Origin of the sequence: Ruegeria sp. HKCCD4315, from assembly GCF_013112245.1 — a bacterium.
Taxonomy (GTDB): domain Bacteria; phylum Pseudomonadota; class Alphaproteobacteria; order Rhodobacterales; family Rhodobacteraceae; genus Ruegeria.
Map to the genome: position 1 here is coordinate 880,232 of NZ_WVRN01000001.1, position 24,308 is coordinate 904,539.

At 57.5% G+C, this 24,308-nt stretch carries 28 protein-coding genes; 20 read left to right on the forward strand and 8 right to left on the reverse strand.

All coding sequences use genetic code 11. From position 1 onward, the window contains the following. Window positions 1-57 precede the first annotated feature (57 nt). From cyoE to GS646_RS04410, 10 genes are all read left to right on the forward strand, one after another. Window positions 58-1,008 carry a heme o synthase gene (gene cyoE / locus GS646_RS04365; RefSeq protein ID WP_171094151.1) on the forward strand — a complete coding sequence of 317 codons (951 nt, stop codon included), beginning with the start codon at window positions 58-60 and terminating at the stop codon, window positions 1,006-1,008. Next, on the forward strand, window positions 1,005-1,166 hold the full coding sequence (locus tag GS646_RS04370; RefSeq protein ID WP_171177886.1) for a hypothetical protein: 162 nt from the start codon (window positions 1,005-1,007) through the stop codon (window positions 1,164-1,166). The genes cyoE and GS646_RS04370 overlap by 4 nt, the downstream gene beginning before the upstream one ends. Then, window positions 1,166-1,741, forward strand: coding sequence for a cytochrome c oxidase assembly protein (locus tag GS646_RS04375; RefSeq protein WP_171094147.1), 576 nt, complete (start codon window positions 1,166-1,168; stop codon window positions 1,739-1,741). Before GS646_RS04370 ends, GS646_RS04375 begins: the two co-directional genes overlap by 1 nt. Window positions 1,742-1,763: 22 nt before the next feature. Further along, window positions 1,764-2,579, forward strand: coding sequence for a cytochrome c oxidase subunit 3 (locus GS646_RS04380; RefSeq protein ID WP_171094145.1), 816 nt, complete (start codon window positions 1,764-1,766; stop codon window positions 2,577-2,579). Window positions 2,580-2,735: 156 nt separating this feature from the next. Continuing rightward, window positions 2,736-3,413, forward strand: coding sequence for an SURF1 family protein (locus GS646_RS04385; protein WP_171647545.1), 678 nt, complete (start codon window positions 2,736-2,738; stop codon window positions 3,411-3,413). After that, window positions 3,410-4,798 (forward strand): threonine synthase, encoded by a 1,389-nt coding sequence (gene thrC / locus GS646_RS04390; protein WP_171186860.1) that lies wholly within the window; start codon window positions 3,410-3,412, stop codon window positions 4,796-4,798. The genes GS646_RS04385 and thrC overlap by 4 nt, the downstream gene beginning before the upstream one ends. Further along, window positions 4,795-6,057 (forward strand): pitrilysin family protein, encoded by a 1,263-nt coding sequence (locus GS646_RS04395; protein WP_171186858.1) that lies wholly within the window; start codon window positions 4,795-4,797, stop codon window positions 6,055-6,057. The genes thrC and GS646_RS04395 overlap by 4 nt, the downstream gene beginning before the upstream one ends. Further along, the gene (locus tag GS646_RS04400; RefSeq protein ID WP_171094139.1) at window positions 6,057-6,641 is read left to right on the forward strand and encodes a GNAT family N-acetyltransferase; all 585 of its coding nucleotides are present in this window, start codon (window positions 6,057-6,059) and stop codon (window positions 6,639-6,641) included. The genes GS646_RS04395 and GS646_RS04400 overlap by 1 nt, the downstream gene beginning before the upstream one ends. A gap of 103 nt (window positions 6,642-6,744) precedes the next feature. Continuing rightward, the gene (locus GS646_RS04405) at window positions 6,745-7,563 is read left to right on the forward strand and encodes an MBL fold metallo-hydrolase (protein WP_171186857.1); all 819 of its coding nucleotides are present in this window, start codon (window positions 6,745-6,747) and stop codon (window positions 7,561-7,563) included. Between the two features lie 38 nt (window positions 7,564-7,601). Then, complete coding sequence (locus GS646_RS04410; protein ID WP_171647543.1) at window positions 7,602-9,017, forward strand: FAD-binding oxidoreductase; 1,416 nt, start codon at window positions 7,602-7,604, stop codon at window positions 9,015-9,017. Between the two features lie 37 nt (window positions 9,018-9,054). Here GS646_RS04410 and GS646_RS04415 read toward each other — a convergent pair whose 3' ends face one another. Together GS646_RS04415 and GS646_RS04420 are read right to left on the reverse strand one after the other, a co-directional pair. After that, window positions 9,055-9,537 (reverse strand): fasciclin domain-containing protein, encoded by a 483-nt coding sequence (locus tag GS646_RS04415; protein WP_171186853.1) that lies wholly within the window; start codon window positions 9,535-9,537, stop codon window positions 9,055-9,057. 170 nt (window positions 9,538-9,707) lie between these two features. Beyond that, a complete protein-coding gene (locus tag GS646_RS04420) occupies window positions 9,708-10,247 on the reverse strand; it encodes an adenine phosphoribosyltransferase (RefSeq protein ID WP_171186851.1) in 540 nt (179 codons plus the stop codon). Between the two features lie 325 nt (window positions 10,248-10,572). Here GS646_RS04420 and GS646_RS04425 point away from each other — a divergent pair, with 325 nt between their 5' ends. Continuing rightward, window positions 10,573-10,746, forward strand: a complete 174-nt coding sequence (locus GS646_RS04425) for a hypothetical protein (RefSeq protein ID WP_170384937.1) — start codon at window positions 10,573-10,575, stop codon at window positions 10,744-10,746. Window positions 10,747-10,753: 7 nt separating this feature from the next. On the opposite strand, the gene GS646_RS04430 is transcribed toward GS646_RS04425, so the two are convergent. Next, entirely contained in the window at window positions 10,754-11,383 is a 630-nt protein-coding gene (locus tag GS646_RS04430; RefSeq protein ID WP_171186849.1) for a LysE family translocator, read from the reverse strand. A 251-nt stretch (window positions 11,384-11,634) separates the two neighbouring features. Between GS646_RS04430 and GS646_RS04435 the strand changes: the two genes are divergently transcribed. Continuing rightward, a complete protein-coding gene (locus GS646_RS04435) occupies window positions 11,635-12,483 on the forward strand; it encodes an alpha/beta hydrolase (RefSeq protein ID WP_171186847.1) in 849 nt (282 codons plus the stop codon). Between the two features lie 2 nt (window positions 12,484-12,485). On the opposite strand, the gene GS646_RS04440 is transcribed toward GS646_RS04435, so the two are convergent. Together GS646_RS04440 and GS646_RS04445 are read right to left on the reverse strand one after the other, a co-directional pair. Further along, on the reverse strand, window positions 12,486-13,358 hold the full coding sequence (locus tag GS646_RS04440) for an S-methyl-5'-thioadenosine phosphorylase (RefSeq protein WP_171186845.1): 873 nt from the start codon (window positions 13,356-13,358) through the stop codon (window positions 12,486-12,488). A 66-nt stretch (window positions 13,359-13,424) separates the two neighbouring features. Beyond that, complete coding sequence (locus tag GS646_RS04445) at window positions 13,425-14,090, reverse strand: invasion associated locus B family protein (RefSeq protein WP_253746539.1); 666 nt, start codon at window positions 14,088-14,090, stop codon at window positions 13,425-13,427. Between the two features lie 61 nt (window positions 14,091-14,151). On the opposite strand from GS646_RS04445, the gene GS646_RS04450 reads away from it, so the two are divergent. Then, the gene (locus tag GS646_RS04450; RefSeq protein ID WP_171647542.1) at window positions 14,152-15,786 is read left to right on the forward strand and encodes a SulP family inorganic anion transporter; all 1,635 of its coding nucleotides are present in this window, start codon (window positions 14,152-14,154) and stop codon (window positions 15,784-15,786) included. Between the two features lie 32 nt (window positions 15,787-15,818). Here GS646_RS04450 and GS646_RS04455 read toward each other — a convergent pair whose 3' ends face one another. Together GS646_RS04455 and GS646_RS04460 are read right to left on the reverse strand one after the other, a co-directional pair. Then, on the reverse strand, window positions 15,819-16,457 hold the full coding sequence (locus GS646_RS04455; protein WP_171186841.1) for a CatB-related O-acetyltransferase: 639 nt from the start codon (window positions 16,455-16,457) through the stop codon (window positions 15,819-15,821). Next, on the reverse strand, window positions 16,457-17,062 hold the full coding sequence (locus GS646_RS04460; protein ID WP_171186839.1) for a flavin reductase family protein: 606 nt from the start codon (window positions 17,060-17,062) through the stop codon (window positions 16,457-16,459). The genes GS646_RS04455 and GS646_RS04460 overlap by 1 nt, the downstream gene beginning before the upstream one ends. Window positions 17,063-17,133: 71 nt before the next feature. Here GS646_RS04460 and GS646_RS04465 point away from each other — a divergent pair, with 71 nt between their 5' ends. The 5 genes from GS646_RS04465 to GS646_RS04485 all read left to right on the forward strand — a co-directional run bounded on the left by GS646_RS04465 (window position 17,134) and on the right by GS646_RS04485 (window position 20,191). After that, window positions 17,134-17,628, forward strand: a complete 495-nt coding sequence (locus GS646_RS04465) for a GNAT family N-acetyltransferase (RefSeq protein WP_171186837.1) — start codon at window positions 17,134-17,136, stop codon at window positions 17,626-17,628. Between the two features lie 52 nt (window positions 17,629-17,680). After that, on the forward strand, window positions 17,681-18,424 hold the full coding sequence (locus GS646_RS04470; RefSeq protein ID WP_171186836.1) for an EcsC family protein: 744 nt from the start codon (window positions 17,681-17,683) through the stop codon (window positions 18,422-18,424). A gap of 135 nt (window positions 18,425-18,559) precedes the next feature. Continuing rightward, a complete protein-coding gene (locus GS646_RS04475; protein WP_171186834.1) occupies window positions 18,560-19,021 on the forward strand; it encodes an NUDIX hydrolase in 462 nt (153 codons plus the stop codon). A 72-nt stretch (window positions 19,022-19,093) separates the two neighbouring features. Beyond that, on the forward strand, window positions 19,094-19,549 hold the full coding sequence (locus tag GS646_RS04480; protein ID WP_171186832.1) for a DUF1178 family protein: 456 nt from the start codon (window positions 19,094-19,096) through the stop codon (window positions 19,547-19,549). A 3-nt stretch (window positions 19,550-19,552) separates the two neighbouring features. Then, window positions 19,553-20,191 carry an SDR family oxidoreductase gene (locus tag GS646_RS04485; protein ID WP_171186830.1) on the forward strand — a complete coding sequence of 213 codons (639 nt, stop codon included), beginning with the start codon at window positions 19,553-19,555 and terminating at the stop codon, window positions 20,189-20,191. On the opposite strand, the gene GS646_RS04490 is transcribed toward GS646_RS04485, so the two are convergent. Further along, a complete protein-coding gene (locus tag GS646_RS04490) occupies window positions 20,185-20,541 on the reverse strand; it encodes a hypothetical protein (protein WP_171647540.1) in 357 nt (118 codons plus the stop codon). The genes GS646_RS04485 and GS646_RS04490 overlap by 7 nt on opposite strands. A gap of 165 nt (window positions 20,542-20,706) precedes the next feature. Between GS646_RS04490 and GS646_RS04495 the strand changes: the two genes are divergently transcribed. Next, entirely contained in the window at window positions 20,707-21,945 is a 1,239-nt protein-coding gene (locus GS646_RS04495; RefSeq protein ID WP_171186826.1) for an aspartate kinase, read from the forward strand. 46 nt (window positions 21,946-21,991) lie between these two features. After that, a complete protein-coding gene (ptsP, locus tag GS646_RS04500) occupies window positions 21,992-24,235 on the forward strand; it encodes a phosphoenolpyruvate--protein phosphotransferase (protein ID WP_171186823.1) in 2,244 nt (747 codons plus the stop codon). Window positions 24,236-24,308: the final 73 nt, after the last annotated feature.

The window sequence follows — 24,308 nt, forward strand, 5'->3', positions numbered from 1 at the left end:
GGACATGACGCAGGCTGCGCGGGTAATCGCGCAGCTTTCGCCCCAGAAGGACCGGAAATGACCGACGCAAGCATCAATGCCAGCACTGCGACCGCCCATGCGGACGAGGCCAGCTTTGGCGATTACTTCGCTCTGCTGAAGCCGCGTGTGATGTCTCTGGTTGTTTTCACCGCGCTGGTCGGACTGCTGGCGGCACCCGTTTCCGTGCATCCTTTCGTTGGCTTTTGCGCCATTTTGTTCATAGCGATCGGCGGTGGAGCGTCTGGTGCTTTGAACATGTGGTGGGACGCAGATATCGACCGCGTGATGAAACGCACCAAGGGTCGCCCGATCCCTTCCGGCAAGGTGGAAGAGGGTGAGGCGCTGGCGCTTGGGCTGGCTCTTTCGGGCCTTTCCGTGATCATGCTGGGTCTTGCAACAAACTGGTTTGCAGGCGCGTTTCTGGGCTTCACGATTTTTTTCTACGTTGTTGTCTACACAATGTGGCTCAAGCGTTCGACGCCGCAGAACATCGTCATCGGCGGTGCCGCTGGTGCGTTCCCGCCCGTTATCGGCTGGGTTGCTGCCACCGGCTCGATGACGGTTGAGCCCTGGCTGATGTTCGCCCTGACCTTCATGTGGACTCCACCGCATTTCTGGGCGTTGGCTCTGTTCATGCGCTCGGATTATGATGACGCGGGTGTTCCGATGCTGACCGTTACACATGGCCGTCGCGCCACACGGTTTCATATCCTGGTCTACACCGCTCTGCTTGCAGTGCTGGCTGTCGGCACGGCGTTCTCGAGTATCGGTGGCCCGGTTTATCTGGCGGTTGCGCTGGTGCTGAACGCCCTGTTCCTGCGCGGAGCTTGGCAAATCTCGCGGCGGACCGAAGAGGATTCCGAAGCCGATAATTTCAAGGTTGAGCGCAGCTTTTTCAAACTTTCACTGCTCTATCTCTTCCTGCATTTCGGCGCCATTCTGGTTGAAGCTTTGCTGAAACCTTATGGCCTGGGAGGTTGGTCATGAGCCTGCGCAAGAACCATGAGTTGCATCAGCGACGCTTCAGCCGCAATCTGGGTGTTGGTCTGACACTGGCCGCATTTATCGTAATCATTTTTGGGCTGACGGTCGTAAAGGTCTCGGGCACGGATTTCGGTATGGCAACACAGGAGGTTCAGAACTGATGGCTTTGACAGGTCCGCAGAAAACGGTTGCACAGACTGTTGGCGTAGTCATCCTTATGGGCAGTCTGGCTTGGGCGGCTGTGCCATTTTATGACTGGTTCTGCCGGGTAACTGGGTTTGGCGGCACCACCGGTGTAGCTGAATCAGCGCCCGAAGACATTTTGGACCGCACCATCACCGTCCGGTTTGACGCCTCCAAGGCCAAGGGTATGGCTTGGGAGTTCAAACCGATTGAACGTGAGATGGAAGTACGCATCGGCGAAACCGGGCTTGCCTTCTACGAAGCATACAACCCAACCGACCGGCCGATAGCGGGCCAAGCCTCTTACAACGTCGCCCCCTATTCGGCGGGTGGGTATTTCCAGAAAATCGCCTGTTTCTGCTTTGAAGAGCAGGTGCTGCAACCCGGCGAACGTGTAGAGATGCCGGTGACCTTCTTCGTCGACCCTGAACTGGTCGACGATCTTGAAGCAAAGTATGTTCATACGATTACGCTGTCGTATACATTCTACGAAATTGACCTGCCCGAGGGCTATGCCGCCCTTGAAACGCAGGCAGATACAAACACGAACTAACGCCTGTAGGTGAGGGACGCTGATGGCACACGCTAAAAACCACGATTATCACATTCTGGCCCCGTCGATCTGGCCTCTGATCGGAGCCGTTGGTGGCTTTGTGATGCTGTTCGGGGCCGTCCTTTGGATGCATGGCCTTACGCCGTGGATGTTCTGGGCCGGTCTGGTCGCGGTGCTGTACACCATGTTCGCATGGTGGTCAGAAGTGGTTGTTGAAAGCCGTCAAGGCGATCACACGCCCGTCGTCCGCATCGGTTTGCGTTATGGTTTCATCCTGTTTGTGATGTCCGAAGTGATGTTCTTCTTCGCTTGGTTCTGGTCGTTCTTCAAGCATCGCATGTATCCGATGTACGACTATGCGGGCACTGAGTACATCCAGCCGGATATTCATGCGGTTGACCCCTTCCACCTGCCGCTGATCAACACTCTGGTCCTGCTTTTGTCGGGCTGTGCGATCACCTGGGCACACCACGCGCTGGTGCATGATAATGACCGCAAGGCGCTGATCAACGGTCTGGCCATCGGTATCGTACTGGGTCTGCTGTTCACCTTCCTGCAGGCCTACGAATACTACGAGTTGCTGGCCCACGAAGGCTGGGAATTCGGCGGCGATCAGTTCTATTCGAACTTCTTCATGGCAACCGGTTTCCACGGCGCGCACGTGATCATCGGGACAATCTTCCTGACGGTCTGTCTGATCCGTGCTCTTAAGGGCGACTTTACCCCCGAGAAGCATGTGGGTTTTGAGGCGGCGGCCTGGTACTGGCACTTCGTTGACGTTGTCTGGCTGTTCCTGTTCTTCGCCGTCTACATCTGGGGCCAAGCCCCGCTGATGTAATGCCGATCAGGTAATCCAATTGGAAAAGCCGTCCTTTGGGGCGGCTTTTTCTCTGTTCTGGGTACAAGATTGCGCCCGATACAATTGCGTGGTTGCATTTTCGTCTGCTCCACCCTTAACAAGACGCCGGTTCCTGCAACGAGGTCTGATCCCACCATGCGCCGCATTCTTTTCCTGCTGATCTTCGGTCTCGCCGGTCTGGGCGTGTTGCTGTCGCTTGGCATTTGGCAAGTGCAGCGTCTGTCATGGAAACAAGAGGTGCTGGCCGAGATTGAGGATCGAATTTCGGCGGATCCTGTGGATCTGCCAGCGCAGGTGTCAGAGGATGCGGATAAGTATCTGCCGGTGATCGTGTCAGGTGAAATGGTCCCCGGGGAAATTCACGTGCTGGTCTCTGTGAAACAGGTAGGGGCGGGCTATCGCATCATCCAGTCTTTCAACACAGGGGATCGCACGATCCTTGTGGATCGGGGCTTTGTTCCTACGACTGCCAAAGACACCGAGCGTTTGACCGGCCCAATGGAGATTGCCGGGAATCTTCACTGGCCGGATGAGATCGACGGTTACACGCCTGAGGCGGATATCGACGCCAATATCTGGTTCGCACGTGACGTACAGAACTTGGCCGCTGCTTTGGGGGCCGAACCAGTTCTGTTGATCGCCCGGTCACAAACCGACCCGAATGTGGCGCCCTTATCGGTCGATACGGCGGGCATCCCTAATGATCACCTGCAATATGCAATCACCTGGTTTGGTCTGGCTCTGGTCTGGGCCGCTATGACCGGATACTTCCTGTGGCGCAGCCGCGCCAATTCTGAGAGTGACGCGACATGAAATACATCTCGACCCGTGGCCAAGCGCCCGAACTGACATTTGAAGAGGCGATGCTGACCGGTCTGGCCCGCGACGGCGGCCTGTACCTGCCCGCCGAGATCCCGGTGATGAGCCAAGACGAGATCGCCGCTTTGGCCGGTCTGCCCTATGAGGAAATCGCGTTCCGGGTGATGTGGCCCTATGTCAGCGGTTCGTTTGCCGAAGGTGAGTTCAAGGAAATCATAGACCGCGCCTATGAAGGCTTTGGCCACGACGCCCGCGCGCCGTTGAAGCAGTTGAACGAGAATCACTTCCTGCTGGAGCTGTTCCATGGGCCAACGCTGGCCTTCAAGGATTTCGCGATGCAGTTGATTGGTCAGCTTTTCCAAGTTGCCTTGAAACGACGCGGGGATCGCGTGACCATCGTAGGTGCAACCAGTGGTGATACAGGTTCCGCCGCCATCGAAGCTTTCCGTGGGCTGGACGCGGTGGACGTGTTCATCCTGTTTCCGCACGGCCGCGTATCCGAGGTGCAGCGCCGTCAAATGACCACGCCTGCGGACAGCAATGTGCACGCTTTGGCCGTGGATGGTGATTTTGACGATTGCCAGGCTGCGCTGAAGGACATGTTCAACGACTTCGACTTCCGCGACAGCGTGAAACTGGCGGGTGTGAACTCGATCAACTTTGCCCGCGTTCTGGCGCAGATTGTCTATTATTTCTCTGCCGCCGTCAGTCTCGGCGCGCCGCATCGCAAGGTCAGCTTCACCGTGCCGACCGGGAACTTTGGAGATATTTTCGCGGGTTATCTGGCCAAACGTATGGGCCTGCCCATCGACCGTTTGGTGGTGGCAACCAACCAGAACGACATTCTGCATCGTTGTCTGTCGGGCGAGGGGTATTTCAAGGGAGATACCATTCCCTCGATCAGCCCCTCGATGGACATTCAGGTCAGCTCGAACTTTGAGCGTGCATTGTACTACGCTTATGGCGAGGATGGCAGCGCGGTCGCTCAGTTGATGGACGAGCTCAAGAATGGCGGCTTCAACGTCAGCCAGGGCGCGATGGAGGCGCTGCGTGAGAGTTTCGACTCGGGCCGCGTATCTGAAGACGAGACGCTGGAGACGATCAAGCACACGCTGGCGCATAGTGCGGAACTGGTTTGTCCGCATACCGCCATTGGTATCAAGGTTGCGGAAGAGCACCGAGCGGCTGACGTGCCGATGATTACCCTGGCGACTGCGCACCCTGCGAAATTCCCTGCTGCGGTCGAGAAGGCGAGCGACGTGCATCCGCCTCTTCCATCCCGCATGTCTGATCTGTATGAACGTCCGGAACGGGTGACCCGCATTGCAAATGATCTGGGTGCCCTCGAGGATCATATCAAAGGGCATATCGCCGAGTGACTGTCAGACAAGACCAACTGAAGAACGGCTTTCGTATCGTCAGTGAACATATGCCGGGGCTGCAATCAGCGGCCATCGGCATCTGGGTGACCGCCGGTGGGCGGCATGAGCGGATCGAGCAAAACGGCATCGCGCATTTCCTTGAACATATGGCGTTCAAGGGAACCGAGCGTCGTTCTGCGCTGCAAATCGCTGAAGCGATTGAGGATGTGGGCGGCTATATCAACGCCTATACCTCGCGCGAGGTGACGGCCTACTACGCGCGTGTTCTCAAGGACGACGTCGCGCTGGCGATGGACGTGATCGGTGACATTGTTCTGAACCCGGTTTTCGATCCGCGTGAGATCGAAGTTGAGCGTGGGGTGATCCTGCAAGAAATCGGTCAGGCCTATGATACGCCGGACGATGTGATCTTTGACTGGCTGCAAGAGCAGAGCTATCACGACCAACCCTTGGGTCGCACTATTCTGGGGCCAACTGAAAAGGTCAGTGCGTTTTCACGCGAGGATCTGTCGGGCTTTGTAGCCGAGCATTACGGCCCCGAGCAGATGATCCTGTCGGCTGCCGGTGCCGTGGATCACGATGCGCTGATGAAAATGGCCGAAGAGATGTTCGGGCATCTGCAACCACGCAAGGGCCTGATCCCGGACGCCGCACGGTTCACCGGAGGTGAGGCACGGCAAGAGAAAGAGTTGGAGCAGGCGCACTTTGCCCTGGCGCTGGAAAGCCCCGGGTACCGCGACGACGCGATTTATACGGCGCAGATTTATTCGACGGCTTTGGGCGGCGGCATGTCCTCACGCTTGTTCCAGGAGGTGAGGGAAACGCGCGGGCTGTGCTACACAATCTTTGCTCAGACCGGTGCTTACGCTGATACTGGTACAACCACGATTTATGCGGGAACCTCGGCGGATCAGGTTGGTGAGTTGGCGACGATCACCATTGATGAGATGAAACGCGCGGCCGAGGACATGAGCGCAGAGGAGGTCGCCCGGGCCCGCGCCCAGATGAAGGCTGGGATGTTGATGGGACTGGAAAGCCCATCGAACCGGGCCGAACGTTTGGCGCGGCTGGTGCAGATTTGGGGTAGGGTGCCCTCGCTTGAGGATACTGTTGCCAAGATCGATGCGGTTGGCACTGAAGATGTGAGAGCCTTTGCAGAAACCATGGCTGTACAGGCTCCGGCAGCTCTGGCGCTTTATGGGCCTGTGTCCGGTGCGCCGAGCTTGACCGAACTGCAGGAGAGGCGGGCGGCGTGATGCTGTTGGGCAGACGCAAGCTGAAACTCGAAACAGCGCGGCTTAGCATGCGCCCGCCTGTACATTCCGATTTCAATAACTGGTCCGCGTTGCGGCGGTCTTCAAAAGACTATCTGACGCCGTGGGAGCCTGTCTGGGCCAGCGATCATCTAAGCCGCAAATCCTTTACCAATCGGGTGTATTGGGCACAGCGTTCAGTCGCCAGTGGTACTGCGATACCGCTGTTCCTGTTTCGCCGCGAGGATGACGTTCTGGTGGGGGCCATCACGCTTGACAATATAAGGCGTGGTCCCGCGCAGGCGGGTACTCTGGGATATTGGACCGGTCAGGCTTTTGCCCGGCAGGGATACATGCGTGAAGCAATTGGTGCGATGGTTCATCACGCCTTTACCCGACTGGATCTGAGCCGGATCGAAGCGGCCTGCTTACCGGAAAACCGGGCTTCGCGCGGGTTGTTGGAAAGCTCGGGCTTCAAATACGAAGGTGTGGCGCAATCTTACCTGCAGATCAACGGGCGGTGGCGGACACACGTTTTGTATGCCAGCCTACGATCCGACAGGCGCGGGAAAACCGACGCGGGTTAGGGGGCGCTGCCCCCGTCGCGGCTCGCCGCGCCTCCCCCGAGGTATTTTTGGCCAGATGAACAAGGGGGCATGACTCGGGCGCGTTCTGCGCTACACTTGGATTATGCGCTGGTTGGTTGCGGCATTGATGGTGATTTCGGGCGGGGCTTTAGCGCAGGAGCGGCGGCCGAGCCATTGCATTGCTATCGCAGATGCAGCGCCGGGTATTGAATACCTTCACAAAGCGGCTTGGCAGGATCCAGTGCCGGAATTTTCCGTGCGGATCAGCTACATCGCGCACGCGTCGTTTCTGATCCAGACGCGGGGTGGGTTGAATGCCGTCACGGATTTTACAGGGTTCATCGGCAGCGCAGATTTGATCCCCGATGTTGTGACGATGAACCATGCCCACAGCACCCATTGGACCGCCCACCCCGACCCGGCGATCCCGAATGTTCTGCCGGGATGGGGAGAGTTCGGGCAGGGCATTGAGCATCATCTTGATCTGGGTGAGATGCTTGTGAGGAATGTTTCGACCGATATCCGGTCAGCCTATGGCGGGGTCGAGGAGCGCGGGAACTCGATCTTTGTATTCGAGGTTGAGGGTTTGTGTATTGGTCATCTGGGTCATCTGCATCATGTGCCATCAGACGAACAGTTTGCCGCTTTGGGGCGGCTGGATGTGGTCATGGCTGCGGTTGATGGGGGGACCACGATGCCCTTGCCGGATATGATCTCGGTTTTGAAGCGGCTGAAGAGTTCGGTGATTATTCCGATGCATTGGTTCTCGGGGTTCTCGCTGGATCGGTTTCTGGTCGATATTCGTGATACATTTCCAGTTGACCGCCAGGGGGTGTCAGAACTCACCGTTTCCCTCAGGGATCTGCCAGACAGGCCGACGGTAATTGTTCTGGAGCCGCAATATCTGATTGATCTGGAATAGGGCTTGCCGCAGCCGCGTTACTTGGGCATTGAAAACGTATGAGTTTGAACCCCGCCGATGCCCGTTTTGCTGCGCTGATCCGTTCGACATTGGGCGAAGATATCCTGCGCCCCGTAGAAGATCGGTATCTGGAAGAACCGCGCGGGCGGTTCGCTGGCCAGATCGGTGTGTTGGCTGTTCCCCGAAACACCGAAGAGGTTGCCGCGTTGGTGCGGTTGGCTGCAGAGGAGCGGGTGCCGGTTGTCCCTTATGGCGGCGGCACAGGTCTGGTAGGCGGGCAGGTGATCTCAGACGGCCCGCCACCTTTGCTGATCTCTTTGGAGCGCATGACAGCTATTCGGTCTGTGTTTCCGACTGAAAACATTCTGATCGCCGAAGCCGGTGCCATTCTGCAAGACGTTCAAGTGGCGGCTGAGGAAGTGGATCGGCTGTTTCCACTGTCATTGGCGGCGCAGGGGTCCTGCCGGATCGGGGGCAATCTGTCGACCAATGCCGGGGGCGTCAACGTACTCCGCTACGGCAACGCGCGCGATCTGTGTCTGGGGCTTGAGGCGGTGCTGCCCAATGGCGAGATTTGGCATGGGCTCAGCCGCTTGCGGAAGGACAACACCGGCTACGACCTGCGCGATCTTCTAATCGGGGCCGAGGGCACATTGGGCATCATCACGGCCGCGTCCCTCAAGCTGTTTCCAAAGCCTGCAGTTCAGGGCACGGCCATGTTTCAGGTGGCTTCACCTGAAGCGGCCATTGACCTGCTGGCGCTGGCACGGGATCAGGTGGGCGAGACTGTCAGCACTTTTGAACTGATCCACCGGCAAGGGTTTGATTTCCTGTCAGAGGTTCTTCCAGACGTCCGCCGACCGTTCAGTACACGGCCAGAGTGGTGCGTATTGATCGAGCTGGGTCTGGCCGCTGGTCAATCATCTTCAGATGCTTTGGAGACTCTCTATGTTGCCGCCGAAGATCGTGGGCAAGTTCTGGACGGAGTGATTGCGCAAAGCGAAGCCCAACGTGCCGATCTTTGGGCGGTACGCGAACGCATCCCCGAGGCCAATCGGCTGATTGGTTCGGTTTCGAGCCACGATATTTCGGTTCCGATTTCCAGAATTCCTGACTTCATTCGCGAAGGTGGAAAGATGATCGCTGAACTTGGCCCGTACCGGATCAATTGCTTTGGGCACCTTGGGGATGGCAACCTGCATTACAATGTATTTCCACCCAATGGGCACAGCCGATCAGAATTTGAAGATCAACGCAGTGTCATCAAACAAGCGGTGCATGATCTGGTTGACGCCTATGACGGCTCGGTCAGTGCGGAACATGGGGTGGGGCGTCTGAAGACCGACGATCTGGAGCGTTATGGCGATCCGGTCAAGCTGAGTGCGATGCGGGCCATCAAGGCAGCTTTGGATCCGCAGGGTATCATGAACCCCGGTGCGGTTCTGAAAGTGTGAACACGGCCCACATCAGGGGCCGTGCCCGACGATTTCTTTACGACGCAGGCAGGATCACCTTGTCGATCACATGGATCACGCCGTTCTTGGTTTCGATGTCGGCCTGAACGACGTTCGCGTCATTGACCATAACACCAGAGTCCAGATCGATTGTGATATCGCCGCCCTGTACGGTTGCGGCGGTCATGTCGTCGCTTAGATCACCTGACATGACCTTACCTGGCACAACATGATAGGTCAGGATGGCAACCAGTTGATCCTTGTTTTCAGGCTTCAGCAGGTTTTCAACAGTGCCTTCAGGCAAAGCCGCGAACGCGTCGTCGGTTGGGGCAAACACTGTGAACGGGCCTTCGCCTTTCAGCGTGTCCACCAGTTCGGCGGCCTGCACAGCGGCAACAAGTGTTTCAAAGCTGCCAGCGGCAACAGCTGTGTCAACGATGTCTTTGCCGTGACCATCGGCCAAAGCAGTTGTGCTGAACAGGATTGAGGCGACACCAGCGGCGGCGAATTTGCGGAACATATGCTAATCTCCCTAGGTTGGAATGCTTCAAGCAGCATCACCCGAGTTACGCGGTAGCCTCACAGCAAGATCACTTGTTTTGTTCCAACTTGCGACTTGATCAACAAACAAGCCGCGCTAAGCCAGCGCGGCTTTTGGTTTCCAGTCACGTTTTTGTGAAGTTCTTTCGATCAGAGCCCTTCAAATTCGCACAGAACGTGCACATCCATGCCCATGTCTTCAAGAACTTTACGGCCTCCCAACTCTGGAAGGTCGATGATGAAGGCGCATGAGATTATTTCGCCGCCAAGCCGCTCGATCAGCTTGATACCGGCCGCCGCCGTGCCGCCTGTGGCCAGCAGATCATCGACCACCAGTATCTTTTCGCCGGGTTGGATGGCATCGTCGTGGAGTTCGACAATCGCCTCACCGTATTCAAGCTTGTAGTCTTGGCTGATTGTGGTTCCGGGCAGTTTGCCTTTTTTGCGGATCGGCACAAAGCCAACGCTTAGCTGATGTGCAATCGCACCGCCCAGGATAAATCCCCGCGCTTCAAGCCCGACCACCTTGTCGATCCGCTCACCGGCGTATGGGTGCAGCATCTGGTCGATAGCCATCCGAAACCCGCGCGGGTCGGCAAAAAGGGTTGTTACATCGCGAAACATGATCCCTTCGTGGGGGAAATCGACGATGGTTCGGATGTAATCTTTGACAGTTTTATTTCTGGACATGGGCCAACCCTTTTAGCGTCAAAACACGCAAGGCTGTTTGGCCCATCATAGGGCACCATGCAAGGTGCCATTCCGGCGCACTGTCAGGAGCGGCGGGTCACAATAGCTTTCGGCAGGCTTTTGTAGCGGTACAGCGTGGCGGGCAACCAAGACAGGTGCGGTTTGCGCCAATTGCGTTGATCTCGCAATAGAAATGCCTGAGCAGTATGAAGGTTCATTGCCATATTCCTTTTATTGTTGTTAAGTGCCCGATAACGACAATCACTATGCTATGTATATACAATGCATCGCCTAAAATTGCAAGATGATGTTGGGGACAGTGCGCGTGGCTAAGAAAGACGGCAAGGGATCGACCAAGAAAAACAGTCAACTGGTCCTGCGCTTGGACAAGGATGAGCGCGACGCTTTTGTCGAACTGTGCAAAGAGCTGGACACGTCAGCCGCGCGCGAAATCCGCCGGTTTATTCGCGGTTTCATGAAAGAACACGCCGAGGACTAAGCGCGCCTCAGGCCGGGCGGCGCAGAACAGCCGTCGCGACCCCCATTCCGATCAAAGTCAGCCCACCAAATCGCGTCATTGCTGTAATAACGCTGGCACGGCCAATTACGCGCCGCAGCCGGTCGGCCAGCAGCGCATAAGCCAACGCGTTCAGCCAAGCCAGACCCACAAATGTCGCGATCAGGATGACGAATTGGGGGCCCAGCGGATCGGCTGGACGCAGGAACTGCGGAACAAAGGCGATGAAAAAGGCGATGGATTTCGGGTTCAGTGCGGTCACCGCAGCGGCGTGCCCAAACACGTTGCGCGCCGTTACATCGTTGTCGGTATCGACCGCGTTCAGCCCGCCGGACGGTGCGCTTCGCAGCAGTTTGATCCCAAGCCAGACCAGATAGGCTGCCCCGATCCACTTTAGCACTGAAAACAAGGTGGCGGATGCCAGCACCAGCGCGCCCAACCCCAACAGTGAGGCGGTCATCGCGATAAGATCCCCCACCGCGACTCCGGTTGCCGAGGCCACAGCAACGCTGCGGCCCTTGGACAGCGCATAGCTAAGCACAAGCAACACGGTCGGGCCGGGGATCAGCAGCAAAGCGGTGGACGCGGCGACAAAAGCCAGCCAGAGTTCAAGCGACATGGGGTCTCCTGTAAAGGTGTCGTCACACCAAGCCCTTGTATGATGCCAACGTCAAGTCTCTGCCTTGATCGTTTGGCTGTTTTTGAGGCGGCAAGATCAAGCACCTGTGCGTTTCTCGCATCTGAATCGCAAAGCTGATGGATTTAAGCAGTGTGGCAACGGCTTGAAGTTTAGATGAAGCTTTGCTCATTCATCTTGAAACGGTCCTGAACCTCCCCAGACTAAAGGAAATAACTTCGCAGGAGGCAAAGGTGCAGATCCAAAGTGCAGATACTAATACGTTGAGGCGGATCAATCGCATCAAACGGTTGCTGCTTGGCCTCTTGCTGGCCGGGGGCGTCGTGTATGGGGTCATCGTCGGATACATGTACTTCAACCAGCAATCGCTGCTTTACAAGCCAGACGGTGAATTGCCTGATCCAGCCTCGGTTTCTTTGGCGGATATCGATGTGCGTTCAATGCCTATGTCCGATGGTACGGTTCTGACGGCTTGGGCCGCGCCGGCAGCCGTCGAAGGTGCCCCGACCGTATTGTTTTTTCATGGCCAGAGCGGCAATCTGAGCGATCGCGCGGATCGGTTCCGAGAGATACTGAACAGCGGCTACGGGCTACTAGCGCCCAGCTATCGCGGCTTTCCAGGCAGTGCAGGCGCGCCGTCCCAAGCGGGTTTGATCTCGGACGGATTAGAGTTGTTTGACCAATTGCGCAGCGCCGGAGAGCAAGTTGTTCTACACGGCCAAAGCCTTGGTACAGGAGTGGCTGCGGCGGTTGCAGCGCAACGGCCCGAGGCCGAGATGCTGGTGCTGGAAGCGCCGTTTACAGCGACCGTGGATGTGGCAGCTGAACGTTACCCTTGGTTGCCCGTATCGGCCCTGATGCGCGACCAGTTCGCCACCCGAGACATCATAGACGCTATCGAGGTGCCGACATTGATCTTCCACGGTACCGACGATCAGACCGTTCCCGTACATCACGGAGAACGCCTTGCCGACATGGGCGGCGAAGGGGTGGAGTTCTTCTCGGTTCAAGACGGAACCCACAATGACTTGTGGTCACATGGTCTGTGGCAAACTGTTCAGGACCGTTTGCCACAAAGGTAACGTCAGAGAATGCGTCCTGCCACTGCGTCCAGCTTGGCCAACAGCGCAGGGTTGCGTTTTTCAGGGGCAGTCAGGATCGCGTATTCCAAGGCCCTGTCACAGCCATGCGGGCAAGGTTCACGTTCAGCCCCCAGTAACGCGGGCAGCCCCTTGACCAATGCGCGACCCTTGTCAGCGTTGCCGGTCAGCGTTGCGATGATGGCGGTCACGTCAACCTCACCATGGTCCGGGTGCCAGCTGTCATAATCCGTGACCATCGCGACCGAGGCGTAACAAAGCTCGGCTTCGCGGGCGAGTTTGGCTTCGGGCATGTTGGTCATGCCAATCACATCACAGCCCCATTGCTCGCGATACATCTTGGATTCTGCGAGGGATGAGAACTGAGGCCCCTCCATCGCCAGATAGGTGCCGCCACGAAGGATATTGATGCCCGCGGCTTTCCCTGCTGTTTCGCAGGCGTCTGACAGGCGCGGACAAGTCGGATGCGCCACGCTGACATGAGCCACACAGCCACTTCCGAAAAAGCTCTTATCCCGTGCAAAAGTCCGGTCGATGAACTGATCGACAATCACGAAGTCGCCGGGTGCCATATGCTCGCGAAACGATCCACAGGCTGAAACCGAGATCACGTCCGTCACGCCCAGCCGCTTTAACGCGTCGATATTGGCGCGATAGGGCACATCGGTTGGCGAATGCACGTGGCCGCGCCCATGACGCGGCAGAAAGGCCATATCGACACCGTCTAATGAACCGGTCAGGATCTGGTCCGATGGCGTTCCCCATGGACTCTCAACCTCGACCAATTCCGCATTTTCCAGCCCGTCGATCTCATAGATGCCTGATCCGCCAATAACGGCAATCTTGGTTTGGGTCACAGTCCTGCTCCACGTATTGAATTGCTGTCGGATTTGTGCGGGCTGGGGGTGCTTTTGACAAGGGGTCTAATCCTGTTTCGGCAGCAGGTTACGCAGATGAGACTGTGTCTTGAAATCAGCCCAGGCTGTGCCGAACGTGTCCAGTGGCCAGGTTAAGTTCTGCGGTTGCCCATGCCTGTCACGAAATACAAAGCGATACTCGTCCCCGGCCAGCATGGCATCTAACAGGTCTTCGGCACGCTGATCTTCGAAGGTGCAGCCAAGCCCGATCAGGCAACCGGGACGCCGCGTGCGCCAGATGGTTTCATTACCCTTGTCGATGCGAAACCCGGACGGATTGAAAAGGGTGCCGGGTTCCATCCCGAATTCCACCTTGAAGCCTTGGGCCTCTGGCGTGATGAAAACGAACTGTGCCGCAAATTTCGGTCTTTGCGAAAACACCTCTGCCCGTCGGATGTAACACCGCTGCTTCAACGCCCCGTGTTCTTCGCGTTCGTCGCAGATCGAATTCCATATCCCGAAAATCTCATGGTGGGTGACCCGCCAATTCCCGGCCGTGTCGTTACCTTCCAGATCCTGGGCCAAAGCGGGCAGGGCTGAAACGAGAAAGAGCATGATCCAACGCATGACCACACTGTTGGTTGGTGAACCGTAGACCTGCAAGTCACGTTGCCGCGAGGCCGAGGTATGCATCAAGCACATGGCTGCATCCCGCTTGATGCGGTAGCTCAACACCCTTGTGTCCGCTACATAGGCGCCTTCGCGCGAACATAAAACCCTATAGGACTGACCAATGCCCCGAGCCTTGCTGGCAAGTTTTGCCAACCGCGTTGCCATGCCCGATCTGCGCTGGGTGCCTGATGAGGGGTTGACCTTCTCTCGCCTGCGGATCGAACTCTTGTCCGGCCTGACCGTGGCCCTTGCGTTGGTGCCCGAGGCTGTGGCTTTTGCCTTTGTCGCAGGCGTGCACCCGCTGGTTGGTCTCTATGCGGCGTTCCTGGTTGGCCTGATCACGGCACTGATCGGCGGGCGGCCCGGTATGATCTCGGGCGCGACCGGCGCTCTGGCGGTTGTCATGGTGGCGCTGGTGGCCGAACACGGGGTCGAATACCTTTTCGCGACCGTTGTTCTTATGGGAATTCTCCAAGTCATAGCCGGGGCGATGCATTGGGGGCGCTTTATCCGTCTGGTGCCGCACCCGGTGATGCTGGGCTTTGTGAACGGTTTGGCCATCGTGATCTTTCTGGCCCAGATGGGGCAGTTCAAAGTGCCCGGAACCATGGAAAACACCGGCCATGGCATGAGCGGAGGGGAATGGCTGTCGGGAATGCAGCTTTACACCATGTTGGGTCTTGTGGCGCTGACAATGGCGGTGATCTGGGTCATGCCACGTGTCACGCGCATCATTCCTGCGCCTCTGGCCGGAATTCTGGTGGTCGCGGCTCTGGTTATCGGCCTGGGACTGGACGTGCCACGCGTTGGCGATCTTGCCTCGATCGAAGGCGGTCTCCCTGCGTTCCACATCCCGATGGTGCCGCTGAACTGGGAAACGTTCGAAATCATTCTGCCTTATGCTGTCATTCTGGCGGCCATTGGTCTGATCGAATCCCTGTTGACCCTGAACCTTGTGGGCGAGATCACCGGAAAACGCGGTGGCGCGTCTCAGGAATGCATCGCGCAGGGCGCATCGAATATCGTGACCGGGTTCTTTGGCGGCATGGGCGGCTGCGCAATGATTGGTCAGTCGATGATCAACGTGAAATCCGGCGGCCGAACTCGTATCGCCGGTATCGCGGCAGCGCTGTTCCTGCTGGTCTTTATCCTGTTTGCCTCGCCCCTGATCGAACAAATCCCGCTGGCCGCTTTGGTCGGTGTGATGTTCATGGTGGTGATCGGCACCTTTGCGTGGAACTCGTTCAAGATCATGCGCAAGGTCCCCATGACAGATGCTTTTGTCATCGTTCTGGTGACCGTCGTGACCGTGATGGAGGACCTTGCGGTTGCCGTTGTGGTCGGCGTCATCGTCTCGGCCCTGGCTTATGCCTGGAACAACGCCAAACGCATTCACGCGGTCACGCGCGACTCTGAGACCGAAAAGGGCGCAAAGGTCTACGAAATTCAAGGACCGCTGTTCTTTGGGTCTTCTGATGGTTTCATCGAACTGTTCGACGTCCCGAACGACCCTGAAACCGTGATCGTCGATTTTGCAGAAAGCCGGGTCGTGGATCAGTCTGCTTTGCAGGCCATCGAAAACATCGCTGCTAAATACGAAGCTGCGGGAAAACGTGTCATGCTGCGCCACCTGAGCCGCGATTGTCATAAGCTGTTGAACAAGGCAGGACACCTGATGGTCGACAGCGATGACGACCCGGATTACGAACTGGCGGTCGACTATTCCGTCCGCACCGGTATTCTTGGCGGGCACTAAGTTCGAAAAGCGGCTTTACAGGCCGCCTTTTTTCACGAAGCCATTTGTTCCAGCAGTTCGATATTGCCCGACAGTAGTGCTTCCTCGGCCTCAGATATCCTATCGGCAGGCCAATCCCACCATTTTAAGGCAAGCAATCGATCAATGGTGTCTTGGTCAAACCTGAATCGACGCACCTCGGCTGGATTACCTGTAACGACCGCATAAGGTGGGATCGTACCACGTACGACAGAGCCTGCTCCGACTATTGTGCCGTCGCCAATTTTTGCCCCCGGCATGATCAAAGCACCATAGGCGATCCAAACGTCGTTTCCGATCACAGTGTCACGCGTGTCCGGCTGATATTCCAACAGCTTTGCAGGATCGAAAACCGGGAACGGGAAGCACGTCGCTCCATCCATGGCGTGGTTGGCCGATGACGTGATGAACCGAACGCCGTGGGCGATTTGACAGAACTTACCAATCACAAGACGTTCGCGCGAAGACGGATAAAGATATGGGGCCAAGCGAGAGGCCCAATCCGTTGGCGCTTCGAAATCAGACGCATAGCTGTAATCGCCCGCCTGAAAGCGAGGGTGATCGATGGCTTGATTGAGGAGCACCGTCCCCAGGTGTTCGGTTCCGTCAGGCAGGGTCACCGGGTAGCGGTGAGAGGCTTTGGGTAGGGGCATCAATCATCTGGCCTTGATAGGCTGAACAACTCGGACACAACGGCATAGTCCCGGTATCCAAGCCGTGCCAGCGGTTGAAACGATGTCACATCAAACTTACCGTCCCGGATGTGATCATCGTGCAGATGCACGCCGATTACTTCGCCAAATACAACCCGATTGGCTTCACCGGGTAGAGTGACGATCTGGGTGAGCTTGCATTCCAGTGCAGCGGGTGCCCCTGCAATCCGGGAACATGGAATCGTTTCGCATTCGACGGGTGACAACCCGGCATGTTCAAACTCATCAACGTCTTTCGGCAGACCGGCCGAACTGGCGTTCATCGCGTCCCGATGAGCATGGGCCACCACGTTTACACAGAAAACGCCGGTCGCTTCGATATTGGCGATGCTGTCCTTGCCTCCGTTCTGATCGTGCTTGGTGCCGGTTGTGGCGAACATCACTTGCGGTGGCGTGTAGGCGACGCCATTGAAAAAGGAATAAGGTGCCAGATTGTTGATCCCATTTGCATCCCGGGTTGAAATCCAGCCGATCGGGCGCGGTGTGATAATGGCGTTGAACGGGTTGTGCGGCAGGCCGTGGCCGTCTTCGGGGCGATAGAACATCTGATCTCCAAGCGTTTGCCCAAGGCGTACCGAAGTGCTAGGGCGAATTCCAGCAAGGAAAAGAGGGCAGGGTGCAGCAATTCGGGATCAGGCCGGAAGAGCCGGACGATTGGTGGGAGGTTGAGGCCCTCTATGACCTGTGCTTTGCGCCGGGTCGTGAGGCTTTGTCGTCTTATCGATTGCGCGATGACGTGCCGCCGGTCACGGGGCTGTCTTTGGTCGCGCGGGATGGTCAGGGCATTCTGGCCGGTGCAATCCGGTTCTGGCCCGTTCATGTCGGCGATCACGATGCGTTACTGTTGGGGCCCGTCGCCGTACACCCTACTCATCAGGGCGAGGGGCTGGGCGGGTATCTGATCCACGCAGGTGTTGAGGCGGGGCGCACGCGCGGGTGGCAGCGTGTCATGCTGGTGGGTGATGAACCCTATTACAAACGGTTCGGATTCGCGCGTTTGAGTGGGGTCGAGATGCCGCCGCCCACCAATCCTGACAGGGTTTTGGGATTGGAATTGAAACCCGGCGTCTGGTCCGGGGTAGTGGGTGCAGTTACCCGTTGGAGCCGCTGACCTATTGAATCCACGCCGCGCAACGCCGATGTTTATGGGCAGGAGGGCGTAGATGCAGAACGTGGTTCTTGTTGAAAACGTGGATGCCGAGGCCGAACTGGATCGTCTGGCGGATCACTACCGATCTGCCGGTGGTGCTGGTGTGAAACTCTTGAACAAGCTGGGCGGATCAGCCGAGTCTTTGCTGGAGCAGTTGCCGGAACCGGTGCGGCATGGCTTGACCGGAGCAACCGAGCAGGCTTTGTGGCTGGCGATGCACGCCGCGCAAGGTTCACGGCGCGCCGTTCCCGATCAGAAACCCTGGGTGAATACCGCTGTCACGACGGCCATGGGTGCGGCTGGCGGGCTGGGTGGGGTTTCGACAGCTTTGATGGAATTACCCGCAACAACCGCTATGCTGCTACGCGCCATTCAAGGGGCTGCGGCGCGCGAAGGCTTTGACCCTACAGCAGAGAACGTGAAATTCGACTGTGTGCGGGTTCTGTCCGCCTCGGGGCCGCTTTCCCATGACGATGGTGCGGATCTTGGCTTTTTCTCGGTTCGCTTGACCCTGACGGGGCCCGCTATGCAGCGCCTGATTGCAGCAGTTGCACCGCGCTTTTCGATTGTGTTGGGCCAAAAGCTGGCGGCCCAGTCCGTACCCGTACTCGGAGCCTTAGCCGGCGGTGGGACGAACTATGTCTACACGCGGTACTACCAGCAGATTGCACGCGTACATTTTGGATTGAGACGTCTGGCAATCGACGCTGATATTCCCCACGACGAACTGGTGCGGCAGCTTTCGGCCCGAATGTAATTTTCCCGTCAAACCCGCGCCTGACTTGGCGATGAACACATTATATGGTATCTTGTAGCATGCCTTACACCAAATGGGTTCGTTTTGATCCTATGTGCGAAAGGGCTGAATTTTGACCTAAGGAACCGCCAGGTCATGAAACAAACGCTGCTGCGTCTTGAAGATCTTAACGCTGCGGAACAGCCCGTTTTGCAGCAGGCCGCTGCACTGTGTTACCGGATCAAGAACAACCGGCCCGAGGTGTTGCTGATCACAACACGCAAGGCGCAGCATTGGATTATTCCCAAAGGCTGGTTCATCCCGGGTTTGTCCCCGGCTGAAACGGCCTTGCAGGAGGCGTGGGAAGAAGCAGGAGTCTCCGGTCAAAGCAGCGGGGTTCGACAGGGGCAGTTTCTTCATCACAAACACCAGCCGAATCGACCGCCCGTGTTGATTCTGGTGGATGTGTTCCCGGTTCACGTGCGGTCCATTTCGCAGGAATTCCCGGAACAAGGGATGCGCAAGCGCAAGTGGTACCCGCTCAAAAAGGCAGCTCTTAAGGTGCATTCACCCGGACTGTCCAATCTGTTACGAGACTTTAAGCCATACGCACATTAAGATCAGGCCCGAGAGGCTTGCTATTGTCATTTTGGTCGGTATCTATTCGCCAATCGATTTTTTGGACTGAACATGATTCAATACGCGTTGAAATGCAGTGAAGGCCACACGTTCGACAGTTGGTTCCAATCCGCCGAAGCCTACGACAAACTGGCTGCGGCAGGGATGGTAACCTGCGCGGTCTGCGGATGTGAGCGGGTTGAAAAGGCGATCATGACGCCACGCGTTCGTCCGGCGCGAAACGCGCAACCGAAACTTCAGCCAGCGCCTGCTGCGGAAGAGAAAATCGATGTTGCCACCCCGTCGCCGGAAATTGAGAAGGTTTTGGCCGAGATGCGGCGGCATGTCGAAGAAAACTCGGATTACGTAGGCAAGGATTTTGCCAGCGAGGCGCGCAAGATCCATCTGGGCGAGGCCCCGGATCGCGCCATATACGGAGAGGCCAAGCCAGACGAGGCCAAATCGCTTATCGAAGATGGCGTGCCGGTCGCTCCGTTGCCCTTTGTCCCCAGCAGAAAGACGAACTGACACATGCACGTCGTGATCACCGGCGCCAATCGCGGCATCGGACGCGCTCTGTCTCAGCGCTACAGCGACAGGGGCGAAGCTGTTACCGGAACGTCGCGCGACGACAGCGCGCAATTGCGTCTGGACGTAACGGATCCGGTGCAGCAAGCGGCAATGGCTGAACGGTTGAAGGATCAGCCCATTGACCTTTTGATCTGCAATGCAGGCGTGTATCTGGACAAGGGCCACACGATCAACGACTACCCGGTCGACATGTGGGCGCAAAGCTTTGCGACCAACGTTACCGGAGTGTTCCTGACCATTCAGGCCCTATTGCCCAATCTTCGCGCGTCAGGCGGCAAGGTGGCGATCCTGTCGTCGCAAATGGCCTCGCATACCCGCGCGCCGGGTGGCAGCTATATTTACCGCGCGTCCAAGGCGGCGGTGTTGAACTTGGGTCGCAACCTGGCGACAGACCTCAAGCAAGACGGTATTGCCGTTGGTATCTATCACCCGGGCTGGGTTCAAACCGATATGGGCGGTGTCGCGGCTGACATTCATGTCGACCAGGCCGTGTCCGGCCTGATGGACCGTTTTGATGACTTGTCACTGTCCACCTCAGGTTGTTTTGAAACCTATGACGGGCAGCCGCACGCTTACTGAGCAGCCAGTGCGGCCTTGGGGATCTCGTAGACCTCGCCTGGATCGATATAGATCACCATCAGATCGCCACGCGTTTCATAAGACATTTTCGAGGTTGAGCTGCTGGATTCAGGTACGCCATCTTTGAAATAAATATTGCGCACTTGTCCGCCGCCCAAACCGACTGCAAGCGTTATTGTGCCGTCATCGTGGCGGCGCAGCTCTGCATTACAGCTTTGCAGCGGATCACCTGCATTGGCTGCGCAGGGCACAGTCCCCAATGCGTTCTGGCCATCAGTCCCCGCGACGCTTGCGACTTGGGCCAGGGCAGGCGATGAAAGGAGAGCAACTGCAAGGACTAGGCGAAACATGTAGAACCTCTTGATTTGGTTGTTGTCCTTAGGCTGACACCACGCCCTTACAAAGTAAAGCGGCCCTGCGCCGCAGGCAGACGCCTTTTGCGCCCTTGCTCTTGGGATGTCCCTCGCATATGAGGCACGGAACCTCTAATCCACGGCGCGGAGACTTTTGCCCCCATGCCCTTACTCGTTATGAAATTCGGTGGCACATCTGTCGCCAATCTGGACCGCATCCGCCGTGCCGCCAAGCGCATTGGTGTTGAAGTTGCCAAAGGTTATGACGTAATCGTCATCGTCTCGGCCATGTCCGGCAAAACCAACGAGCTGGTGGGCTGGGTGAATGAGACATCGCCCCTGTTTGACGCGCGTGAATACGATGCTGTTGTGTCTTCGGGTGAAAACGTCACTGCTGGTCTGATGGCGCTGACCTTGCAGGAAATGGATATTCCCGCCCGCAGTTGGCAGGGCTGGCAGGTGCCGCTGCTGACCACCAGCGCCCACAGCCAGGCCCGGATCGAAGAGATCCCGACCGAGAACCTGAACCAGAAGTTCGGGGAAGGCATGAAAGTTGCTGTTGTTGCGGGCTTCCAGGGTCTTAGTCCCGAGGGTCGTATCACCACGTTGGGTCGCGGCGGCTCGGACACCACAGCCGTGGCTTTCGCAGCGGCGTTCGGTGCCGAGCGCTGTGACATCTACACAGATGTGGATGGGGTCTACACCACCGATCCACGCATCTGCGAAAAGGCGCGCAAGCTGGACCGCATTTCGTTCGAAGAAATGCTTGAACTGGCATCGCTGGGTGCGAAAGTGCTGCAAACCCGCTCGGTCGAGCTGGCGATGCGCTATAAAGTGAAACTGCGCGTTCTCTCAAGTTTCGAAGAACAATCCGACGAGGCCGGTACTTTGGTCTGCGACGAGGAGGATATCATGGAATCCAATGTTGTGGCCGGTGTGGCCTATTCCCGTGACGAAGCCAAGATGACCGTTGTATCCGTGGCCGACCGCCCTGGTATCGCCTCGATCATCTTCACTGCGCTCAGCGACGAGGGTGTGAATGTGGACATGATCGTTCAGAACATCTCGGACGAGGGCCGCACGGATATGACATTCTCCTGCCCGACCGATCAGGTGGCACGCGCAGAAAAAGCGTTGCTTGCGATCAAAGATGCGGGCGAGTTGAACTATGCTGAGCTGGTCGCCGACAATGACGTCTGCAAGGTCTCGGTTGTGGGAATCGGCATGCGCTCGCAGTCGGGTGTTGCGGCCAAAATGTTCAAGGTGCTCTCGGATGAGGGGATCAATATCAAGGTCATTACAACCTCTGAGATCAAAATTTCCGTTCTGGTCGACAGGAAATACATGGAACTTGCTGTTCAGGCGCTGCATGATGCCTTTGAACTGGACAAGGCGGCCTGAGCTTTTCAGCCAAGGGTCTCGCCTGACACACTAAACTGGGTGGGCCATGGCGGACGGCACCGAAACAGAATCCCGTAAGCTGCTGCGGCGGTTGCGCGAAGAAATGGCGAGCGAAGCCGCCGGTCAGGAACGCCTTGACCGGATTACCCACCTGATTGCTGACAGCATCCGGGCCGAGGTGTGCTCGGTCTACCTGTTCCGCGATGAAGAGACGCTGGAGCTGTGCGCGACCGAAGGTCTCTCACCTGAATCGGTTCATAAAACGCGGATGCGCATGGGCGAAGGTCTTGTGGGGCGCGTCGCCAAGTTCGGAAAAATCGTGAATACGGCGGATGCACCGTCCGAAAAGGGATTCCGGTACATGCCGGAAACCGGCGAGGAACGGTATTCGTCCTTCCTGGGCGTCCCGGTTCAGCGCCTAGGGGAAAAGCTGGGCGTTTTGGTGGTCCAGTCTCGTGAAGCGCGCGAATTTTCCGCCGACGAAGTGTATGCTTTGGAAGTGGTTGCTATGGTTCTGGCCGAAATGGCCGAGCTTGGTGCTTTTGTGGGCGAGGGCGCGGCACTGTCACCGTTGCACCAGCAATCGGTTCTGCTGCGTGGTGGTCAAGCACAGGAAGGGTCTGCGGAAGGACATGTCTGGCTTCATGAGCCCCGCGTCGTTGTCACAAACCCGATTGCCGAAGACCCCCACCGAGAGCGTGAGCGGCTGGTCGAAGCGGTCGACGAACTGCGTGTCGGTGTCGACAAGATGCTCGAGATTTCTCAGAACGGCGACACCGAACAGCTTAAAGTGCTGGAAGCCTATCGCATGTTTGCCAATTCCAAGGGCTGGATGCGCCGGATGGAAGAGGACATTGCACTTGGCCTCAGCGCCGAAGCTGCAGTCGAGAAAGAGCAATCGCAAGCGCGGGCGCGCATGGGGCAGGTCACGGACCCCTATCTGCGCGAACGACTGGCGGATCTGGATGACCTCAGCAACCGCCTGCTGCGCATTCTGACCGGGCAGGGCAAGACCGACAGTGCCGATTTGCCACCTGATCCGATCCTGATCGCCCGCAATATCGGCCCCGGAGACCTGTTGGAATACGGACGGGCGCTGAAAGGGATCGTGCTCGAGGAAGGCTCGGTCGGCAGTCATGCAACCATCGTGGCGCGGGCACTGGCGATTCCGCTTGTGGTGCATGTGGGTCGGATTACGACCGAAGCGTTGAACGGTGATCATATTCTGGTCGATGGGGATCAGGGCGTTGTGCATTTGCGCCCCGAAGATACCGTGGTCAGTGCCTTTCGTGACAAGATCGCCATGCAGGCCAAGGCGCAGGAACGCTATGCCTCGATCCGAGAAACCCCGTGTGTTTCCCGTGATGGCGCGCGCATCAATCTGGTGATGAATGCGGGTCTGATGGCTGACCTGCCGTCGCTGGGTACGTCGGGCGCAGAAGGCGTGGGCCTGTTCCGCACGGAACTGCAATTCCTGATCCGTAACAAGATGCCAAAGCGTTCCGAGCTTGTCACGCAATATCAACGTGTTCTGGACGCGGCAGGCGACAAACGGGTGGTGTTCCGCACCCTCGATATCGGGTCGGACAAAGTGTTGCCCTACATGAAACACGTGGCCGAACCAAACCCTGCGCTGGGCTGGCGCGCCATTCGCGTGGGCCTGGACAAACGCGGCGTTATGCGGATGCAGTTGCAAGCGCTTCTGCGGGCTGCAAATGGTCGTCCGCTGACCATCATGTTCCCCTTTGTCGCGCAGGCCGACGAGTTCCGCGAAGCCCGGTGGGAGGTGAACAAAACCATCGAGCGTGAGAAACGGTTGGGCCACGTCCTGCCGGAAATGCTTGAGGTCGGCGCGATGCTGGAAACGCCATCGCTGGCTTTTGCCCCCCAGAAGTTCTTTGACGAGGTGGATTTCATCTCGATCGGCGGCAATGACCTCAAACAGTTTTTCTTCGCGGCCGACCGTGAAAACGAGCTGGTCCGCCGGCGATATGACACGCTAAATGTCAGTTTCCTGAGTTTGATGGAGCGGATTGTCGAGCGCTGCGATATATCGGACACCCCCCTCAGCTTCTGTGGCGAAGACGCAGGCCGCCCGGTAGAGGCTCTGTGTCTGGCGGCGATTGGCATACGGACATTGTCGATGCGTCCAGCCTCAATTGGCCCGGTTAAAAGCCTGTTGTTGCGCTGTGACCTGTCGGAGGTGCGTAAAATCATTGCCGACGCCCGCCATCGCGGCGAGCAAAGCGTGCGCCCGGCTGTGATGGAATGGTTGCGCAATCAGGGGTAGGGCGCAAAACGATCCAGTTTGGGAAACTCTGCTTGATTTTTTTGCTGGAGCTTTCTATTTGACTGGCAATGTT

Bases quoted from the DNA above. Each gene is read 5' to 3' on its own strand.
- cyoE (WP_171094151.1), top strand. From the start codon at position 58: ATGACCGACGCAAGCATCAATGCCAGCACTGCGACCGCCCATGCGGAC.
- GS646_RS04370 (WP_171177886.1), top strand. From the start codon at position 1,005: ATGAGCCTGCGCAAGAACCATGAGTTGCATCAGCGACGCTTCAGCCGC.
- GS646_RS04375 (WP_171094147.1), top strand. From the start codon at position 1,166: ATGGCTTTGACAGGTCCGCAGAAAACGGTTGCACAGACTGTTGGCGTA.
- GS646_RS04380 (WP_171094145.1), top strand. From the start codon at position 1,764: ATGGCACACGCTAAAAACCACGATTATCACATTCTGGCCCCGTCGATC.
- GS646_RS04385 (WP_171647545.1), top strand. From the start codon at position 2,736: ATGCGCCGCATTCTTTTCCTGCTGATCTTCGGTCTCGCCGGTCTGGGC.
- thrC (WP_171186860.1), top strand. From the start codon at position 3,410: ATGAAATACATCTCGACCCGTGGCCAAGCGCCCGAACTGACATTTGAA.
- GS646_RS04400 (WP_171094139.1), top strand. From the start codon at position 6,057: ATGCTGTTGGGCAGACGCAAGCTGAAACTCGAAACAGCGCGGCTTAGC.
- GS646_RS04405 (WP_171186857.1), top strand. From the start codon at position 6,745: ATGCGCTGGTTGGTTGCGGCATTGATGGTGATTTCGGGCGGGGCTTTA.
- GS646_RS04410 (WP_171647543.1), top strand. From the start codon at position 7,602: ATGAGTTTGAACCCCGCCGATGCCCGTTTTGCTGCGCTGATCCGTTCG.
- GS646_RS04415 (WP_171186853.1), bottom strand. From the start codon at position 9,537: ATGTTCCGCAAATTCGCCGCCGCTGGTGTCGCCTCAATCCTGTTCAGC.
- GS646_RS04420 (WP_171186851.1), bottom strand. From the start codon at position 10,247: ATGTCCAGAAATAAAACTGTCAAAGATTACATCCGAACCATCGTCGAT.
- GS646_RS04430 (WP_171186849.1), bottom strand. From the start codon at position 11,383: ATGTCGCTTGAACTCTGGCTGGCTTTTGTCGCCGCGTCCACCGCTTTG.
- GS646_RS04450 (WP_171647542.1), top strand. From the start codon at position 14,152: ATGCCCCGAGCCTTGCTGGCAAGTTTTGCCAACCGCGTTGCCATGCCC.
- GS646_RS04455 (WP_171186841.1), bottom strand. From the start codon at position 16,457: ATGCCCCTACCCAAAGCCTCTCACCGCTACCCGGTGACCCTGCCTGAC.
- GS646_RS04460 (WP_171186839.1), bottom strand. From the start codon at position 17,062: ATGTTCTATCGCCCCGAAGACGGCCACGGCCTGCCGCACAACCCGTTC.
- GS646_RS04470 (WP_171186836.1), top strand. From the start codon at position 17,681: ATGCAGAACGTGGTTCTTGTTGAAAACGTGGATGCCGAGGCCGAACTG.
- GS646_RS04475 (WP_171186834.1), top strand. From the start codon at position 18,560: ATGAAACAAACGCTGCTGCGTCTTGAAGATCTTAACGCTGCGGAACAG.
- GS646_RS04480 (WP_171186832.1), top strand. From the start codon at position 19,094: ATGATTCAATACGCGTTGAAATGCAGTGAAGGCCACACGTTCGACAGT.
- GS646_RS04485 (WP_171186830.1), top strand. From the start codon at position 19,553: ATGCACGTCGTGATCACCGGCGCCAATCGCGGCATCGGACGCGCTCTG.
- GS646_RS04490 (WP_171647540.1), bottom strand. From the start codon at position 20,541: ATGTTTCGCCTAGTCCTTGCAGTTGCTCTCCTTTCATCGCCTGCCCTG.
- GS646_RS04495 (WP_171186826.1), top strand. From the start codon at position 20,707: ATGCCCTTACTCGTTATGAAATTCGGTGGCACATCTGTCGCCAATCTG.
- ptsP (WP_171186823.1), top strand. From the start codon at position 21,992: ATGGCGGACGGCACCGAAACAGAATCCCGTAAGCTGCTGCGGCGGTTG.